The organism is Pseudomonas linyingensis (genome assembly GCF_900109175.1).
Lineage (GTDB): Bacteria > Pseudomonadota > Gammaproteobacteria > Pseudomonadales > Pseudomonadaceae > Geopseudomonas > Geopseudomonas linyingensis.
This window is the reverse complement of sequence record NZ_FNZE01000023.1, coordinates 14996-30159: the sequence shown is the minus strand read 5'-3', so window position 1 is coordinate 30159 and position 15164 is coordinate 14996. Positions and strand designations below refer to the sequence as shown.

Annotated in this window: 18 protein-coding genes; 9 read left to right on the top strand and 9 right to left on the bottom strand. The window is 68.1% G+C overall.

The window, feature by feature from the left end; all coding sequences use genetic code 11:
• Nucleotides 1-7: 7 nt before the first annotated feature.
• From BMZ19_RS20340 to BMZ19_RS20320, 5 genes are all read right to left on the bottom strand, one after another.
• Complete coding sequence (locus BMZ19_RS20340) at nt 8-1144, bottom strand: VIT1/CCC1 transporter family protein (RefSeq protein WP_090313413.1); 1137 nt, start codon at nt 1142-1144, stop codon at nt 8-10.
• A 159-nt stretch (nt 1145-1303) separates the two neighbouring features.
• Entirely contained in the window at nt 1304-3844 is a 2541-nt protein-coding gene (locus BMZ19_RS20335; RefSeq protein ID WP_090313412.1) for a penicillin acylase family protein, read from the bottom strand.
• A gap of 232 nt (nt 3845-4076) precedes the next feature.
• Nucleotides 4077-4544 carry a DUF2489 domain-containing protein gene (locus BMZ19_RS20330; protein ID WP_090313411.1) on the bottom strand — a complete coding sequence of 156 codons (468 nt, stop codon included), beginning with the start codon at nt 4542-4544 and terminating at the stop codon, nt 4077-4079.
• A gap of 7 nt (nt 4545-4551) precedes the next feature.
• Nucleotides 4552-4752, bottom strand: a complete 201-nt coding sequence (locus BMZ19_RS20325; protein WP_090313410.1) for an SEC-C metal-binding domain-containing protein — start codon at nt 4750-4752, stop codon at nt 4552-4554.
• Between the two features lie 3 nt (nt 4753-4755).
• A complete protein-coding gene (locus BMZ19_RS20320) occupies nt 4756-5205 on the bottom strand; it encodes an LEA/WHy family protein (protein WP_425287191.1) in 450 nt (149 codons plus the stop codon).
• A gap of 176 nt (nt 5206-5381) precedes the next feature.
• On the opposite strand from BMZ19_RS20320, the gene BMZ19_RS20315 reads away from it, so the two are divergent.
• Nucleotides 5382-5960 carry a hypothetical protein gene (locus BMZ19_RS20315; RefSeq protein WP_090313408.1) on the top strand — a complete coding sequence of 193 codons (579 nt, stop codon included), beginning with the start codon at nt 5382-5384 and terminating at the stop codon, nt 5958-5960.
• Between the two features lie 25 nt (nt 5961-5985).
• Here the strand turns inward: BMZ19_RS20315 and BMZ19_RS20310 are convergent, their stop codons facing one another.
• The gene (locus tag BMZ19_RS20310; RefSeq protein ID WP_090313407.1) at nt 5986-6456 is read right to left on the bottom strand and encodes a YchJ family protein; all 471 of its coding nucleotides are present in this window, start codon (nt 6454-6456) and stop codon (nt 5986-5988) included.
• A 138-nt stretch (nt 6457-6594) separates the two neighbouring features.
• Here BMZ19_RS20310 and BMZ19_RS20305 point away from each other — a divergent pair, with 138 nt between their 5' ends.
• The 4 genes from BMZ19_RS20305 (at nt 6595) to BMZ19_RS20290 (ending at nt 11328) form a co-directional block, all read left to right on the top strand.
• Nucleotides 6595-7320, top strand: coding sequence for a PA1041 family peptidoglycan-binding anchor lipoprotein (locus BMZ19_RS20305; protein WP_090313406.1), 726 nt, complete (start codon nt 6595-6597; stop codon nt 7318-7320).
• A gap of 128 nt (nt 7321-7448) precedes the next feature.
• Entirely contained in the window at nt 7449-7811 is a 363-nt protein-coding gene (locus tag BMZ19_RS20300; RefSeq protein WP_090313405.1) for a DUF1145 domain-containing protein, read from the top strand.
• A 101-nt stretch (nt 7812-7912) separates the two neighbouring features.
• Entirely contained in the window at nt 7913-10057 is a 2145-nt protein-coding gene (gene dinG / locus BMZ19_RS20295) for an ATP-dependent DNA helicase DinG (RefSeq protein WP_090313404.1), read from the top strand.
• A 125-nt stretch (nt 10058-10182) separates the two neighbouring features.
• Entirely contained in the window at nt 10183-11328 is a 1146-nt protein-coding gene (locus BMZ19_RS20290; protein ID WP_090313403.1) for a serine hydrolase domain-containing protein, read from the top strand.
• A gap of 164 nt (nt 11329-11492) precedes the next feature.
• On the opposite strand, the gene BMZ19_RS20285 is transcribed toward BMZ19_RS20290, so the two are convergent.
• Nucleotides 11493-11714, bottom strand: a complete 222-nt coding sequence (locus BMZ19_RS20285; RefSeq protein ID WP_090313402.1) for a hypothetical protein — start codon at nt 11712-11714, stop codon at nt 11493-11495.
• 235 nt (nt 11715-11949) lie between these two features.
• Between BMZ19_RS20285 and BMZ19_RS20280 the strand changes: the two genes are divergently transcribed.
• Genes BMZ19_RS20280 through BMZ19_RS20265 form a run of 4 tightly spaced genes read left to right on the top strand, consistent with a single transcriptional unit; the run spans nt 11950 to nt 14193 of the window.
• Entirely contained in the window at nt 11950-12849 is a 900-nt protein-coding gene (locus BMZ19_RS20280) for a hypothetical protein (protein ID WP_139214719.1), read from the top strand.
• Nucleotides 12849-13379, top strand: coding sequence for a GTP-binding protein (locus BMZ19_RS20275; protein WP_090313400.1), 531 nt, complete (start codon nt 12849-12851; stop codon nt 13377-13379). Before BMZ19_RS20280 ends, BMZ19_RS20275 begins: the two co-directional genes overlap by 1 nt.
• Before the next feature lie 2 nt (nt 13380-13381).
• Nucleotides 13382-13825, top strand: coding sequence for a roadblock/LC7 domain-containing protein (locus BMZ19_RS20270; protein WP_090313399.1), 444 nt, complete (start codon nt 13382-13384; stop codon nt 13823-13825).
• An 8-nt stretch (nt 13826-13833) separates the two neighbouring features.
• Nucleotides 13834-14193, top strand: a complete 360-nt coding sequence (locus BMZ19_RS20265) for a hypothetical protein (RefSeq protein ID WP_090313398.1) — start codon at nt 13834-13836, stop codon at nt 14191-14193.
• A gap of 31 nt (nt 14194-14224) precedes the next feature.
• Here the strand turns inward: BMZ19_RS20265 and BMZ19_RS20260 are convergent, their stop codons facing one another.
• Both BMZ19_RS20260 and BMZ19_RS20255 read right to left on the bottom strand, forming a co-directional pair.
• The gene (locus tag BMZ19_RS20260) at nt 14225-14662 is read right to left on the bottom strand and encodes a GNAT family N-acetyltransferase (protein WP_090313397.1); all 438 of its coding nucleotides are present in this window, start codon (nt 14660-14662) and stop codon (nt 14225-14227) included.
• Nucleotides 14663-14689: 27 nt separating this feature from the next.
• Complete coding sequence (locus BMZ19_RS20255; protein ID WP_090313396.1) at nt 14690-15082, bottom strand: DUF3597 domain-containing protein; 393 nt, start codon at nt 15080-15082, stop codon at nt 14690-14692.
• Nucleotides 15083-15164 lie beyond the last annotated feature (82 nt).

The following is a 15164-nucleotide window of genomic DNA, read 5'->3' as shown; positions in this document are numbered from 1 at the left end:
TGGGCACTCACCCGCCTACCGTTACCCCCAGCCAGTGCCCCAACCCATAAGTGACCGCCGCCGCCCCGAGGCCGAAGGCCACCTGGCGCAGGCCCGAGTAGAGCAGGTTGCGGCCGGTGAACAGGGTGACCAGGGCGCCGATCAGGAACAGGCCGAGGCTGCTGAACAGCGCGCAGGTGACGACGGCGGCCTGGCCGTCGAGGAACAGGAACGGTAGTACCGGAATCAGGGCGCCGAGGCAGAAAACCACGAAGGAGGTGGCAGCCGCCAGCCAGGCCGAGCCGCCGAGATCGTCGGGATCGATGCCCAGTTCCTCGCGCACCAGGGTGTCCAGCGCGCGGCTCGGGTCGGCCATGATGCCCTCGGCCATGGCCCGCGCCTTGCCCTCCTCGAGCCCCTTGGCGCGGTAGATCAGTACCAGTTCCTCGGCTTCCTCGTCGGGTACGGCTTCGAGTTCGTCGCGCTCGGTGGCGATCTGCTGCTGGTACAGTTCGCGGGCGTTCTGCACCGACAGCCATTCGCCCAGCGCCATCGAGCAGGCGCCGGCGAGCAGACCGGCCAGGCCGGTGAGCAGCAGGGCGTCGGCGGAAAACGCGGCGCCGGCCACGCCCATCACCAGGCTGAAGTTCGACACCAGGCCGTCGTTGGCGCCGAGCACGGCGGCACGCAGGGCGTTGCCGCCGCCGGCGCTGTGGCGGCCTTCCAGGCTGGCGAACAGGCGACCGTTCCAGGTGCTGCGCCGGCCGCGGGCCAGTTCGCTGAGCAGGCGGGCGTGGGAGCGTTCCTGGCCGGGCATGCCGGTATCGCAGGATTCAGGCTGCTCGTCGTACTGACAGCGGTCGATCTGCTCCAGCGACGCGGCGGCACCGATCACCCAGGCCGGGCCGAGCAGGCGGGCGATGCGGATCAGCAGGCGGGTACGCCAGCCGGGTCTCAGCGCGGGTGGCGTGGCGCCGGCCTGCTGGAACTGTGCCCGCCAGAAGTTGGCATGGCGCTCCTCGATGTCGGCCAGGCGGCGGTACAGCTCGCCCAGTTCAGGCCGGCTCTCGCACTGGGCGAGGGCGCGGTACAGCGCGGCGCTGTCGATCTCGCCCTGCAGGTTGCGACGGTAGCGCTCTAGCTGGGTCTTGCGCTTGCTGGGCATGGGGCTGCATCCGCGTTGCGGGAACATCCCAGAAGATTAGCCCGGATGGGGAGAAGGACTCTGCGTGCTCCTGGATGCGCCCCCACGCGGGTGTGCTTGGGATATAGGGGCGAATGAATTCGCCCCTATATCTACCGTAGCCTGGAGCGCTCGGCGCTCTCACCTCCCCGGCGTCAGCAGCAGGCGCTGGCTGCCGTAGGCGCGCTCGAGGTTGTGCGCCTGGAACGGGAAGGTCTGGTAGCGACCCTTGAGCCAGGCGTCGATGCCGTCGGCGTAGTGCTGGCTAGCCGGGTTGCCCGACTGACCGGAGCTATTGACCGCCTGCAGCGGCTCGTCTTGGCCGAAGTCGACCACCATGCGCATGGCCGGCACCAGCCAGGTGTCGAAGTCCTTGCCCCACAGCCAGGCGGAGACGTTGAGGGTGCTGTGGTCGCCGCCGGCCGGGTAGGGGCCGCGGTCCAGGTAGTCCTTGATGGTCGCCAGGCTGGCGCGCTGGCCGGCACTCATGTACGGCGCCATGCGGGTGGCGTCGCTGTCCCACTGGTAGGTGTGCAGCTTGCCCCACTGCCAGGCGCTGCGGTTGCTGCCCAGACTGCTTTCCAGGCGGGCCACGGCGCTGGCCAGGCTGCGGGCGAGGATCGCCGGCTTGTCTTCCTTGTGCGCCGTGCGCACGTCGTCCCAGAACGGGCTGTCGACGCGGCCGAGCAGGTGGTCGGCCTGCGCCGAGTAGCTGAGCTTGGCGATCTCCACCAGGCCCTGCCAGGCCGGACTGTCCTCCGGGCCCAGCTCGTCGAGGAAGGTCTGCCGCGCGCTTTCCTGCAGGAACATGGCGTACAGCGCGGCATCGGCCGACTGCGCGCCCAGCCGGCCGTCGAAGGACTGCAGGCGCTTGAGGGCTTCCTGGGCGCGCTCGCGCTCGCCACTCGGCAGGGCGGCGATGGCCTGCGCCAGCGGCTGGGCCATGCCCGGGTCGGCGAACACCGCCTTGAGCTTGGCGGCGAACGGCGTCTGCTGGTCGTACTGCATGGCGATCATGCTGCGCGCGTCGTGGCGCGAGTTGGCGCCGGCCAGTTCGGCGATGCGCTCGGCGCGCTCGGGATAGAACCACGAGTTGGACAGCTGCACGCCGTAGCCGCCTGGCACGGTGCGCTGGTTGGCAGTGCCCAGCCAGCCCTGCGGCGGGTCCTGGTCGTAGGGATGCAGCATGGTGTCGGCGTAGCCGTCCCAGCCGTACTGGCTGTCCCAGCCGGGCGAGGGCAGCAGGCCGCGACCGCCCTTGCGGTTGGGGTAGCGGCCGGTGACCTGCCAGGCGATGTGCTGGGCGTCGGCATAGATCATGTTGAGACCGAGGGCGCGGATGTTGCGCACCGGCTCGTGGGCGGCGTCCACCGACTGGGCGCGCGACAGGTCGAAGAAGGCGTCGAGGGTCTGGTCGGCCTCGAACAGGGCGGTCTTCAGGGCGATGCCGTAGCCGCTGGTCAGGGCGATCGGCTGCAGCGGGTCCTTGCGCTCGCCGAGCACGCTGTTGAGCAGCGGGCCGTTGCGCGTTTCAACGATGGTCTCGCGCAGCGGGTGCTGGCCCTTGATGAAGAAGGTTTCCTGGCGCTCGCGCGCCAGCTGCCACTGGCCGTCGGCGAGGTATTCGAGACGGCCGCCCTGGCGGCGCACCTGCTCGAGGAACAGGTCCTGGGTGTCGCCCATGACCATGGTCATGCCCCAGGCCAGCTTGCCGTTGAAGCCGGCGACCACCGCCGGGATGCCGGCCACCGACACGCCGGCCGCCTGGTATTTCGGCGCGCGGATATGCACGAAGCTCCACAGCGAGGGCTGGGTCAGCGGCAGGTGCGGGTCGTTGGCCAACAGGCTCTTGCCGCTGCGGCTGCGCTGCGGAGCGATGGCCCAGTTGTTGGAGGCGGCCACGCCGAGCATGTTCAGCGTCGCCAGTTGGCTGGCGGCGCCATCCAGCGCGGCCAGACCGGGGATCTGCCCGGCCAGCTTGAGCCCCTTGAGCTTGTCCGCCTCATCCTGCGGCAACGGCTCGTCCGGGTAGGTCGGCAGCAGCCAGGCCAGCTTGTCGGCGCCGACCTTCTGCGCCAGCGCCAGGCCGGCGATCTCCTCCTGCAGGTTGACCGACAGGCCAAAGTTGAGCAGACAGAAGATCAGCGCCGAGTCTTCCGGCTTCCAGTATTCCGGGCGGTAGCCGGAGGCGGCCAGGTCCATCGGCAGCTTGTCGCGGTGACGGAACAGCCAGGCGTTGACGCCGCGGGCGTAGGTTTCGAAGAACTTGTGCAGACGCGGCGAGGCGTTCTTGTAGAGGATGTCGGCACTCTGGCGCAGGTTCACCGCGCGCATGAAGCGGTCGATCTCCAGCACGCCAGGCCCGGCCATCTCGGCCAGGCGGCCCTGGGCCATCAGGCGCATGCCGACCATCTGGCTGATGCGGTCGCTGGCGTGCACGTAGCCGAGGGCGAACAGGGCATCGTGGAAGCTGCGACTCTCGATCAGCGGCATGCCCAGCGCGTTGCGCCGCACCGACACCGTGTCGGCCAGACCCTTGAGCGGCTGCACACCGGAGCTGGGTGGCAGGCTGGCCTGGTAGCGGTTGTCCAGCCAGGTCTGGCAGCCGCTCAGGCTGACCAGCGTGGTCAGCACGGCAGCGCCCGCCAGCGGGGCAAGAGGACGAAACGAGCGCAGCGACATGAAGAGGCTCCTGGAGCGGGCAGGCAGGATCAGTTCAGCACAGGGCCAAGGGCCGTGCCGGAAAAGGGCGTTACGTTAGGGGGCGCGCAGGCGTCTGACAAGAGCCGTCCGGAGAGGACGGGTCGCTGCGGGTAGGAGGTGGCGCGGATATCCGGGGGCCATCGGCCGGAGTGCCGGGGGCTGTGCCGGAAGCCCGCCTGCTGGCGAGCCGCGGGACAAGCGGGCGGGGTGGCTAGCAGGCGTGGGCGAGCGGCTGCTGGAGGCCTTCGTCGAGCAGCCAGCGGGCGGCCTTGCGGGCTGCAGCCTTGTGCTGCAGTTCGAGCTCGCTGAAGTGTTTCTCGTGCTGGCGCTTTTCCACCGCCGTCAGTGCCTTCCAGCCCGCATGGGTGGGGATGCCCGAGGTGGCGTCGAACAGGGTGTGGAACACCTGGCAATACGCGTGACTGCTGAGCTGGATGTCGTAGTTGTCGAGCAGCACCTTGATGCGGATGGCGCCCTCGATCAGCGGCAACTGCTCGTCGAGCAGGCTGCCGGCGAGGATGCGCAGGTCGGCGCCCAGACGCTGCTGGCGCTCGCTCTCGGCGGCGGCAAAGGCGCGCTGCTGGGCCCACACCCGGCGCCACAGGTGCAGGGCGTAGCCGCCCAGCACCAGCACCGCGAGCAGACCGACCAGCAGTACAGCGATCGATAGTGCATTCATGGTCGGATCAGGCGCCGTGGCACTTTTTGAACTTCTTGTTGCTGCCGCACGGGCAGGGATCGTTGCGGCCGACTTCCTTCAGCGGGTTGCGCACCGGCTCCTGATGGCTGTGGTTGCAGTGCGGGCCGTGGACGTGGGGCTCATGGTGGTGGGCATGGTCATGGTCGTGGTTGCAGTCGGGGCCATGCACGTGGGCTTGCTGGTTCATCACTTACTCCGGAATGAAATCGCCGGGAACAATCTCGCCGTTGCGCGCCAGTTGGACGCGACGGCCGAACATCAGCCCGGTCTTCACTTCGCCCTCGAGGCGATAGCGGATCGGTTTGTCGGGCTTCTCCAACAGTTTGACGATGTATTTCATGTGCCGCCAGAGGTTGGTGTGCACCGGTACCTCGAATTCCTCACGTCCGTGGGCCGGAACGGTGAACCAGGTAGCGGATTCGCCGCTTGCCAGCTTCACCTCGTTGAGGAAAACGGTGTAAACGAGTCCGCGTATCGGCAGGCTCACGTCGTTGGGGTTGTCGACGCGAAAGCGCAGCCGGAACTCCTGCTCCAGCAGGCGCGCGCGAACCACCTCGACGTGAACCAGTTGCACATCGGGATCCTTGAAGCCGCCGCCCATCCAGGTCGCGCAGCCGCCGAGGCTGGCGCTGCCGAGCATGAGTAGCAGAAGGCCAAGATTTCTTATTAGTGGTGCCGGAACAAACATGCCATGACTCCATCCGATGCCCGAGTGTAACAATCACATAACGCCCTGCAACGTATTGTTGTTGCGGGAATGTTGCAGGAAAAAAACCTGCGCCATACTGCGCAGGAAAAAGGACAGGAGTGTGACGGTTGAGCAATCTTCTTGAAGTGGCCTTCGCCGGCGAGCTGGTTCCCGGTGCCGATGCGGCGCAGGTGCGGGCCAATCTGGGGCGGCTGTTCCAGGCCGATCCGCAGCGTATCGCCGCGCTGTTCTCCGGGCGGCGGATCGTCATCAAGAGCAATCTGGATGCCGAGAGTGCGGAAAAGTATCGCCTGACCCTCGAGCGCGCCGGCGCGCGGGTCGAGGTCAGTCCGGTCGGCCAGACCGAGGCGGTTGCCCCGGCATCTGTGGCTTCGGTAGTTGCGCCCCCTCAGCAAGCGGTCGCCGCGCCAGCCGAGCCGGTGACGAGCACGCCTCCCGGCGCGTTCGCTGCCCTCAAGGTGGCGCCGCGCGACGAATACATGGCGGCGTTTCGCGATGTGGCCGCGCCGGACTTCGGCCTGGCGCCGGTTGGGGCCGATCTGCAGGACCAGCGCCCCGAGCCGGTGGCGCCGGTGTTGGATCTCAGTCAACTGAGCGTGGCGCCGGTGGGCAGCGACATGGGCCAGGCCAAGGCGGCACCGGCGGCTCCGCCGCCGGATACCTCGTATCTGCAGCTGGTGGACTGAACGAGCTATCCCGCGCGGCGCTGCTTCAGAGCAGGGCCGCGCAGCACTTCTTGAACTTCTGCCCGCTGCCGCATGGACAGGGGTCGTTGCGCCCGGCCTTGAGCGTCACGGTCGGGTCGACGAAGTACCAGCGGCCATCCACCCGCACGAAATCCGAACGCTCGCGATGGGCCTGCTCGCCGGACGCATCCTGCCAGCGCGCGGTGAAGGTCACCCGGGCGCGCTCCGGCGTGCCACCGAGTGGCTGATGCTCCTCCACGGTGAGGCCCAGCCAGCGGCTTTGCGCACTCCAGGCGGCCATGGCCTCGCGCTCCAGCGCCGCCTGCTGGACCGGCAGGGTGGTGGCCACCAGATAGTCGATCAGGCCAAGCACGTAGGCGCTGTAGCGCGAGCGCATCAGCGCCTCGGCGGTCTCTGGCAGGGCGCCGGCATGGTAGCGGCCGCAGCAGTCGGCCAGGGGCAGGGTGCTGCCGCAGGGGCAGGAAGAGGTGGGCATCGGGGTAGTCGCTGCAGTCAAAAAAGAGGCGCTAGCCTAGCCGCAACGCAACGGCCTGTACCAGCTGGCACATCGGTGACGCCCCGTCTTTACTTCTAGCATCGGCAATTAAGGACCGATGCCAAGGAGAACTGCACCATGGGAATATCGCATTTGAAAGCGGCACTGCCTCTAGTCTTGGTCAGTGGTGTTCTGGCGGGTTGCGCCTCCACCACCAGTACTGGCGATGCCCCGCTCAACCAGAGGAACTGGCCCTGGTGCAGCCTGATCGGCGGCCTGGCTGGCGGTGGCCTGGGGGCCATCGAAAGCTCGGCCTGGGCCGGCGGCGGTGCGGCGGCCGGCGCGGTCCTCGGCGGCCTGTTGTGCTACGCGCAGGATGGCGATCAGGATGAGGATGGCGTGCATGATCGCCGCGACCGCTGCGCGGACACCCCGAAGGGCACCGAGGTACGCCACAACGGCTGCCCGCTGCCGCAGTATCCCGAGGCCGCCCCCGCGCCCCAACCGCCCCAGGACGAGGTCATCGTCCTCAGCGACCTGGGCGAGGTGTTGTTCGCCTTCGACTCCGCCACGCTGACCCCGGCCGCCGAAGCCACCCTGGATACCGTGGTGGAGAAGCTCCGCGGCGCCGATGTGCTGGCCATCAGGGTGGACGGCCACACCGACAGTGTCGGCAGTGATGCCTACAACCAGGGTCTTTCGGAACGCCGCGCGGCCAGCGTGGTGGACTACCTGATCGGTCAGGGCGTGGCGGCGGAGAAGCTGAGTTCGCAAGGCTTCGGCGAAAGCAAGCCGATCGAGGACAACGGCACCGACGCCGGGCGGGCGCAGAACCGTCGGGTGGAAATCCACGTCGATCGCTGATGACAGCCCACTGCAAGGCATGTCCGCGGGGGCCATTCGGCCCCTCGTTGTTTCAGTACATCGGCCAGCGCTTGGCAGCGATGTCCGCTTGCCGTTAAGGTGCGCGCTGATTCCTCGCGGGTACCTCGATGAAATTGCTGACGACCCTGGGCCGGCTGCTGGCCGTACTGTTCTGGCTGGCGGTGCTGGGCAACCTGATCGCGCCTTTCGCCGCGCCCTTCGCGTTGCTGCTCAACCTGGCCGGTGCCGGCATGCTGCTGCTGCATGTGCTGCAGCTCGGCCTGTGCCGTGATCGGCTCAAGGCCAGCACCCGACCGACCCGCGACCGCCTGCTGCTGCTGGTGTTCGGGGCTTTCTTCCTGGATGCCCTGCCGTCGGCCGAGACCGTGGTCGCTGAACTGCTCCAGGCGACCCGCGAGGCGGACGTCACGCTGGCCGAGATGCCACTCGCCGCAGTGCACACGCCGGTTGCCGAGCGCGACGCCGCCTGAGCCGGGTCTACCTTTCGGGCGATCCGTTCTGCAGCGCCGGGGCCGGCGCGCTATCATGGCTGCCCGTCCCGGTCACTGAACGTTTATCCAGCGCGCCCGCCATGCTCAGCAACGAACTCAAGTCCCAGATCCAGGGCGCCTATACCCGCTTCCTCGAGGCCAAGAGCCTCAAGCCGCGCTACGGCCAGCGCCTGATGATCGCCGAAGTGGCCAAGGGCCTCGGCGCCATCGCCACCGACGACGAAGGCAAGCGCCTCGGCGATCCGGCCGTGGTGGCCGTCGAAGCCGGCACCGGTACCGGCAAGACCGTGGCCTACGCCCTGGCGGCGATCCCCGCCGCCAAGGCCGCCGGCAAGCGCCTGGTGATCGCCACCGCCACCGTCGCCCTGCAGGAGCAGATCGTCTTCAAGGACCTGCCGGACCTGGCGCGCAACAGCGGCCTCAACTTCAGCTTCGCACTCGCCAAGGGCCGCGGCCGCTACCTGTGCCTGTCCAAGCTGGACATGCTGCTGCAGGAAGGCGAGGCCCAGGGCGCCACCGCCCAGCTGTTCGCCGAGGACGGCTTTCGCCTCGAGATCGACGAGGACAGCCACAAGCTGTTCACCCAGATGATCGAGCGCCTGGCCGGCAACCGCTGGGACGGCGACCGCGACGCCTGGCCGGAGGCCATCGAGGACGTGCAGTGGTCGCGGCTGACCACCGACCACACCCAGTGCACCGGCCGGCATTGCCCCAACTTCCAGCAGTGCGCCTTCTACAAGGCGCGCGAGGGCATGACCAAGGTCGACGTGATCGTCACCAACCACGACCTGGTGCTGGCCGACCTGGCCCTCGGCGGCGGCGCCATCCTGCCGGCGCCGAGCGAGACCCTCTACGTGTTCGACGAGGGCCACCACCTGCCCGACAAGGCCATCGGCCACTTCGCCCACTTCACCCGCCTGCGCTCCACCGCCGAGTGGTTGGAGCAGATCGCCAAGAACCTCACCCGCCTGCTGGCGCAGAACCCGCTGCCCGGCGAATTCGGCCGGCTGATCGAGGGCGTGCCGGAGCTGGCCCGCGAGATCCGCACCCAGCAACAATTCGTCTACAGCGCCTGCGAGGAAATCGGCGACTTCCGCCCCGGCGAGGACATGGAAGGCCGCGACCGCCCGCGCCACCGCTTCGTCGGCGGCGTGGTGCCCCCGCACCTGGGCGAGATGGGCATCGAACTGAAGAAGGGCTTCAACCGCCTGACCGAGGTGTTCACCCGCCTGGCCGACATCCTCAAGGAAGCCATGGACGGCGAGGGCAGCGCCGGGGTCAGCAGCTACCAGGCCGAGGAGTGGTATCCGCTGTTCGGCAGCCTGCTGGCGCGCGCGCAGAGCAACTGGGAACTGTGGACCGCCTTCACCGCCGAGGACCCCGAGGACAGCCCGCCGATGGCGCGCTGGATGACCCTGGCCGAGAGCGGCAGCTATCACGACATCGAGGTCAACGCCAGCCCGATCCTCGCCGCCGAGACCCTGCGGCGCAACCTGTGGAGCGCCGCCTACGGTGCTCTGGTGACCTCGGCCACGCTCACCGCGCTGGGCACCTTCGACCGTTTCCGCATGCGCGCCGGCCTGCCCAAGGGCGCGGTCACCGCCGTGGTGCCCAGCCCGTTCCGCTACGCCGAGGCCGGTCTCTTGCGCGTGCCCGACCTCAAGGCCGACCCGCGCGATGCCGCCGCGCACACCGCGGCGATCATCCGCGAGCTGCCGGGCATGGTCGAGGGCGCGCGCGGCAGCCTGGTGCTGTTCTCCTCGCGCAAGCAGATGCAGGACGTCTTCGATGGCCTCGAGCGCGACTGGCGCAAGCGCGTGCTGATCCAGGGCAACCTGTCCAAGCAGGAGACGCTGAACAAGCACAAGGCGCGGGTCGACGACGGCGAGACCAGCGTGCTGTTCGGCCTGGCCAGCTTCGCCGAGGGCGTCGACCTGCCCGGTGCCTACTGCGAGCACGTGCTGATCGCCAAGATCCCCTTCGCCGTGCCGGACGATCCGGTCGAGGCGGCGCTGTCCGAGTGGATCGAGGCGCGCGGCGGCAACCCGTTCATGGAGATTGCCGTGCCCGATGCCTCGCTGCGCCTGATCCAGGCCTGCGGCCGCCTGCTGCGCACCGAACAGGACACCGGCACGGTGACCCTGCTCGATCGCCGCGTGGTCACCCAGCGCTACGGCAAGGCCATCCTCAACGCCCTGCCGCCGTTCCGCCGGCAGATCGACTGAAGCCACGGGCACTCCCGCTCTTGTGGGAGGCCCGTCCTCGGGGCGAAGCTCTATAGATTATCAGGGCTCCTCGCGCGCTAGCCGCGCGGGGATGCTTCGTGCAGCCATCACCGACAGGAGTTCCCATGCACATCCACGGCTATTTCGACCTGCAGTTCGAGGCGGTGAAGGAGGCCTTCGCCGAGCTGTTCAACGACCCGCAGGAGCGCGGTGCCGCGCTGTGCATCCAGGTCGGCGGCGAAACCGTGGTCGACCTGTGGGCTGGCATGGCCGACAAGGATGGCCTCGAGCCCTGGCACACCGACACCATCCTCAACCTGTATTCGTGCACCAAGGCCTTCACCGCCGCGGCTGCGCTGCAGCTGGTGGGCGAGGGCAAGCTGGAGCTGGACGCGCCGGTCACCCGCCTATGGCCCGAATTCGGCGCCGCCGGCAAGCAACACATCACCCTGCGCCAGTTGCTCAGCCACCGCGCCGGCCTGCCGGCGATCCGCCAGCCGCTGCCGCCCGAAGCCCTCTACGACTGGGACACCATGACCGCCGCGCTGGCCGCCGAGCAGCCCTGGTGGACGCCCGGCGAGGCCCACGGCTACGCGCCGATCACCTACGGCTGGCTGCTTGGCGAACTGATCCGCCGTGCCACCGAGCGCGCGCCGGGGGAGGTGATCGTCGAGCGCACTGCCCGGTCGCTGGGTCTCGACTTCCATATCGGCCTGGCCGACAGCGAATTCCACCGCGTCGCGCACATCACCCGCGGCAAGGGCAGCCACGGCGACGCCGCCGCCCAGCGCGTGCTCAACGCGATGATGCGCGAACCCCAGGCGATGACCACCCGCGCCTTCACCAACCCGCCGTCGATCATGACCAGCACCAACAAGCCGGAATGGCGACGCATGCAGCAGCCGGCGGCCAACGGCCACGGCAATGCGCGCAGCCTGGCCGGCTTCTATGCGGGATTGTTGGACGGCAGTCTGCTCGACAGCGCCCTGCTGGCGGAAATGACCCGCGAGCACAGCCTGGGCGACGACCTCACCCTGCTGACCCGCACCCGCCTGGGTCTGGGCCTGATGCTCGAGCAGCCCGACATGCCCAACGCCACCTACGGCCTCGGTCGCCACGCCTTTGGCCACCCCGGCGCCGGCGGCTCCATCGGCTTCGCCGACCCCGAGCGCGACCTCGCCTTCGGCTTCGTCGTCAACACCCTCGGCCCGTTCGTGCTGATGGACCCGCGCGCGCAACGGCTGGCGCGGGTGGTAGGGGAGTATTTGTAGGGGGGGCTCGCTGCTGATTTCACTGCACGAGTTGATGCTTTGCCCCTAGCGTTAAGCCGAGTGGATTCCCCGTGCCCGCAGGAATGAGCCGCGCAACGCCAGGCGAGCGCGGCGGCAGTTCAAGCGTCCCTCGTGGCCATGAGCCCACCAGTCGTGTCGATGTCTCAGCGCTTGCCCATCGAACGCCGGGTGCCCTTCGGGGCCATGCCTGGGCGCTTGTCGTGGTTGCTCTTGTTGCCGCGCTGGTGCCACGGCTGCTCGTCGTTCTTCTTCGGCGCGTAGGCGTCCGGCGAGAAGGGGAAGCGGAAGGCCGGCGCCTCGGCGGCAGGAGCCTGCTCGTCCTGGTTGGGGATGGTGGCTTCGGGGGTGTTGGGTTTCGACGTCATGGCGGATCCGGGTGTTGTCGTGCGTAGGGATGCGGCGTAGTGCCTGTATACAGACTGAGCAGTATACCCGGCTGCCTGAGGATGCAGATCGGTGATCTTGGGATCGGCAGCAGGAAGATTTGAGCGAAAAAGTTATACAAGAATTTTATTTGTTTATTTTTTTGTACAATATTTTGCGTGATGAGGTTAGCATTCGTCGGAATCTTGGCCCAATCACACCGAGGCAACCGTCGGCATGCGAGTCGCATCAATCGGTCTGAATGACTATGAGCAGGGCTTGCTCTCCCAGCAGCTGAAGGTCCTGGCTGGCCGTACCGCGGCCACTTGGCTGTACATGGGCGAAGCGCAGGAAGCCGACCTTCTGATCGTGCGCGACGCCGAGCAGGCGCCGACCGCCGGTCGGGGTTTGCTGGCGCATGCCGGTATCCCGCCGAGCCGGGCAGGCGACCTGCAGCTTGAGTGGCCGCTGCGCATGTTCGCGCTGCTCGAGCTGCTGCTGGAGGCGGAAAAGCGTCTGCGGGCGGTCAGCAGCACGCACCCCTGTGCCGCCGAGCAGCTGGCCGGCTTGAAGCAGGATGGCTGGCTGCAGCTCGACGGCCGGTGCATTCTCCTGCAGCCGCGCCGGGATCGCCTGGAGGCGGCGGTCGGCAGCCTCGACGAGCTGCTCGACCTGCTCCAGCGCCCGCAACTCGACCTGATGGCCGCGCTGCATCTCGACCTGCCGCCGGACGACGGCGCTGAGCTGCCGTTCCAGGCCTCGCTGCGCAGCGTGATCTGGGCGCTGGCCCTGCGCAGCGGCGCGCAGTGCGCGCGCAACTGGAACCCGGACAGCCTGCTGTTCAGTCTGTCGGCCTGGCCGCACTTCGGTGAGTGGGAGGTCGCACCGCCGTTGCTGCGCCTCGCTGCGCTGTACACGCGCAAGCCGGTCAGCATCGCCAGTGGCTGTCAGTTGGCAGGGCTGGACGAGGCGGCGGTCAGGGGTTTTCTGCTGGCCTGCGAACTCTGCCAGGTCGGGGTGAGCATGAATTACCACGAGACGCCTGCGCCCCGGCCAGAGACTGCCGCACCGCCTGCCGGCGGGTTGCTGCAGCGTCTGCGCGAGCGTCTGGGACTCAGTTTTGCAAGGAACCGCTAATGCCGGCAAAGATCCTTTTCATCGGTCCCATGGGGGCCGGCAAGACGACCGCCATTGCGGCGGTCAGCGATGTGGCGCCGATCGCCACCGATGTGCTCAACACCGACAGAACCCAGTGCGACAAGCCGACCACCACGGTGGCCATGGACTACGGCGAGATCCAGCTGGAGGACGACATGGTCGTCCTCTACGGCATTCCCGGCCAGGAGCGTTTCGACTTCATGTGGTCGATCCTCGCCGAGGGCGCGCTGGGTGCCGTGCTGCTGCTCAATCACGAGCGGCCGCAGGCGCGGCAGGACCTGCTCGACTACCTGGATGCCTTCCCCGAACTGAGCGAGCGCGGCGCGCTGGTGGTGGCGGTCGGCCGTGCCGGTGCGACGCCGGGCCAGGCCCTGCAGCCGTACCGCGAAGCCCTCGGCGCGCGGCAGATGGCGCTGCCGGTGTTCGCCGCCGACGTGCGGCGCAAGACCGATGTGCTGCTGCTGATCGAAACCCTGATTGCCAATGCCGAAATGAATGCGTGGACCTGAATATGAGCATCCCCGTTGACGCACCCGAAGCCAAGCAGCCCCAACTGAAGGCCCTCTGCCAGCAGCAGCTGGCCGAGCTGGCGGCCACCACCGAGGGCGTGCGCGTGGCCATCGTCGCCTCGAGCGACGGTTTCCCGCTGGCCAGCCTCAACCTGGAGGCGCAGGAAAGCCGGCGCATCACCGCCATGGGCGCAGCGCTCAGTGCGCTCAGCCTGCGCATCGTCCAGGAGCTGGCCCTGTCGGGGCTGGAAGGCACGGTGATCGAGTCCGCGCAGGGGCTGGTGCTGTGCCGGCAGATCCCCAACGGCATCACCCCGATGGTCCTGCTGGTGGTGACTGGCGAGGAAGCCAACTACGGCTACGCCCAGTGGGCCGTCAAGCATGCCGCCAAGCGGCTGAGCGAATCCCTGAACGCGCTGGGCGACCGCCCGGCAAGCAACCTGTGAGTAAAGCAATGACAGCTATCAAAGACAGCCTGGATCAACTCATGAGCGTCGACGGCGCCCTGGCCTGCGCGGTGGTCGACTACAGCAGCGGCATGCTGCTGGGTGCGGCTGGCGGCGGCATCGACCTGGAGCTGGCCGCCGGCGGCAACACAGAGGTGATGCGCAGCAAGGTGAAGACCATGCAGATGCTCGGTTTGGACGACGCCATCGAGGACATCCTGATCACCCTCGGCAAGCAGTATCACCTGATCCGCCCGCTGGCCAAGTCCAGCGACCTGTTCGCCTACTACGTGCTGGACAAGTCCAAGGCCAACCTCGCCCTGGCCCGCCGCAAGCTGGTGGATGTCGGAGACGCCCTGGAAGTCTGACGCCCTCCGACCTGTTGCCCGACTCGGTGCGTCACGCCTCGCCGTAGGTGACCGATTTGCGTGCCAGGGCCAGCAACGCCTTGCTGCGCTGGTAGCGCGCCAGGCGCTCGGCCAGCGCTGGCGGCAGCTGTGCGGCGGGCTCGAAGTCCTGGCGCTGATAGAAGCCGAGCAGGTCCGGGTGACAGAACAGCCACACCGGTCCCGCTGTCCGCGCCAGGGCATGTTCGATCAGGCGGCTGGCCAGCCCCTGACGGCGCTCGGTGGGCGCGACCAGCAGACCGGTCAGCCAGTGGCCGTGGTCCACCGGAGTCAAGTTCAGCGCAGCGAGGATTTCCTGGCGCCGCGCCACCCAGGTCTGCGCCCCGTTGGGGGCGCGCATCGGCGAGCGCTGGGCACGGTAGAACTTGGTCAGCAGGGGTTGCTGCAGCGGCGCGAGCAGCTCGCAGTGGATATCGCGTGTTTCGTGCATGCGGGTGATCGCGCCTGGCGCCGTGATTCAGTCGAGCAGCTCGGCCGGTACGTTGCCGCCGTTGTCCGCCAGTTTCTGCAGCACGCTCTTGTGCAGCCACATGTTCATCTGCGCCGAGTCGGCCATCTTCTCCGGCGGGCAGCCCAATTCGCTGGCGAGCGCCTTGCGGGCCGTCAGGCTGCTGTCCATGCCGAGCAGCTTGAGCAGGTCGACGATCGAGGTTTTCCAGTTGAGCTTTTCCGGGGTGGCGGCCGCCAGCGCTTCGAGCTTGGCGACCACGTCGACCAGGGCCATGCCCGCTGTGGCTGCCGGCGCACTGGTGGCGGGTGTCGAGGCGGGCGGAGCTGATGGTTCCACTGGCGCAGCCTGCGCTTCTTCGCCAAAGCCGAGTTTGGCCAGGATCGTGCTGAACAGTCCCATGGGAATTCCTCTACCGAGTGAGTGGCGCAAGGCAGCATAGCCGCGTCCGGGCAAAGCTGCCGCACAATGAACCGAGTGGAAC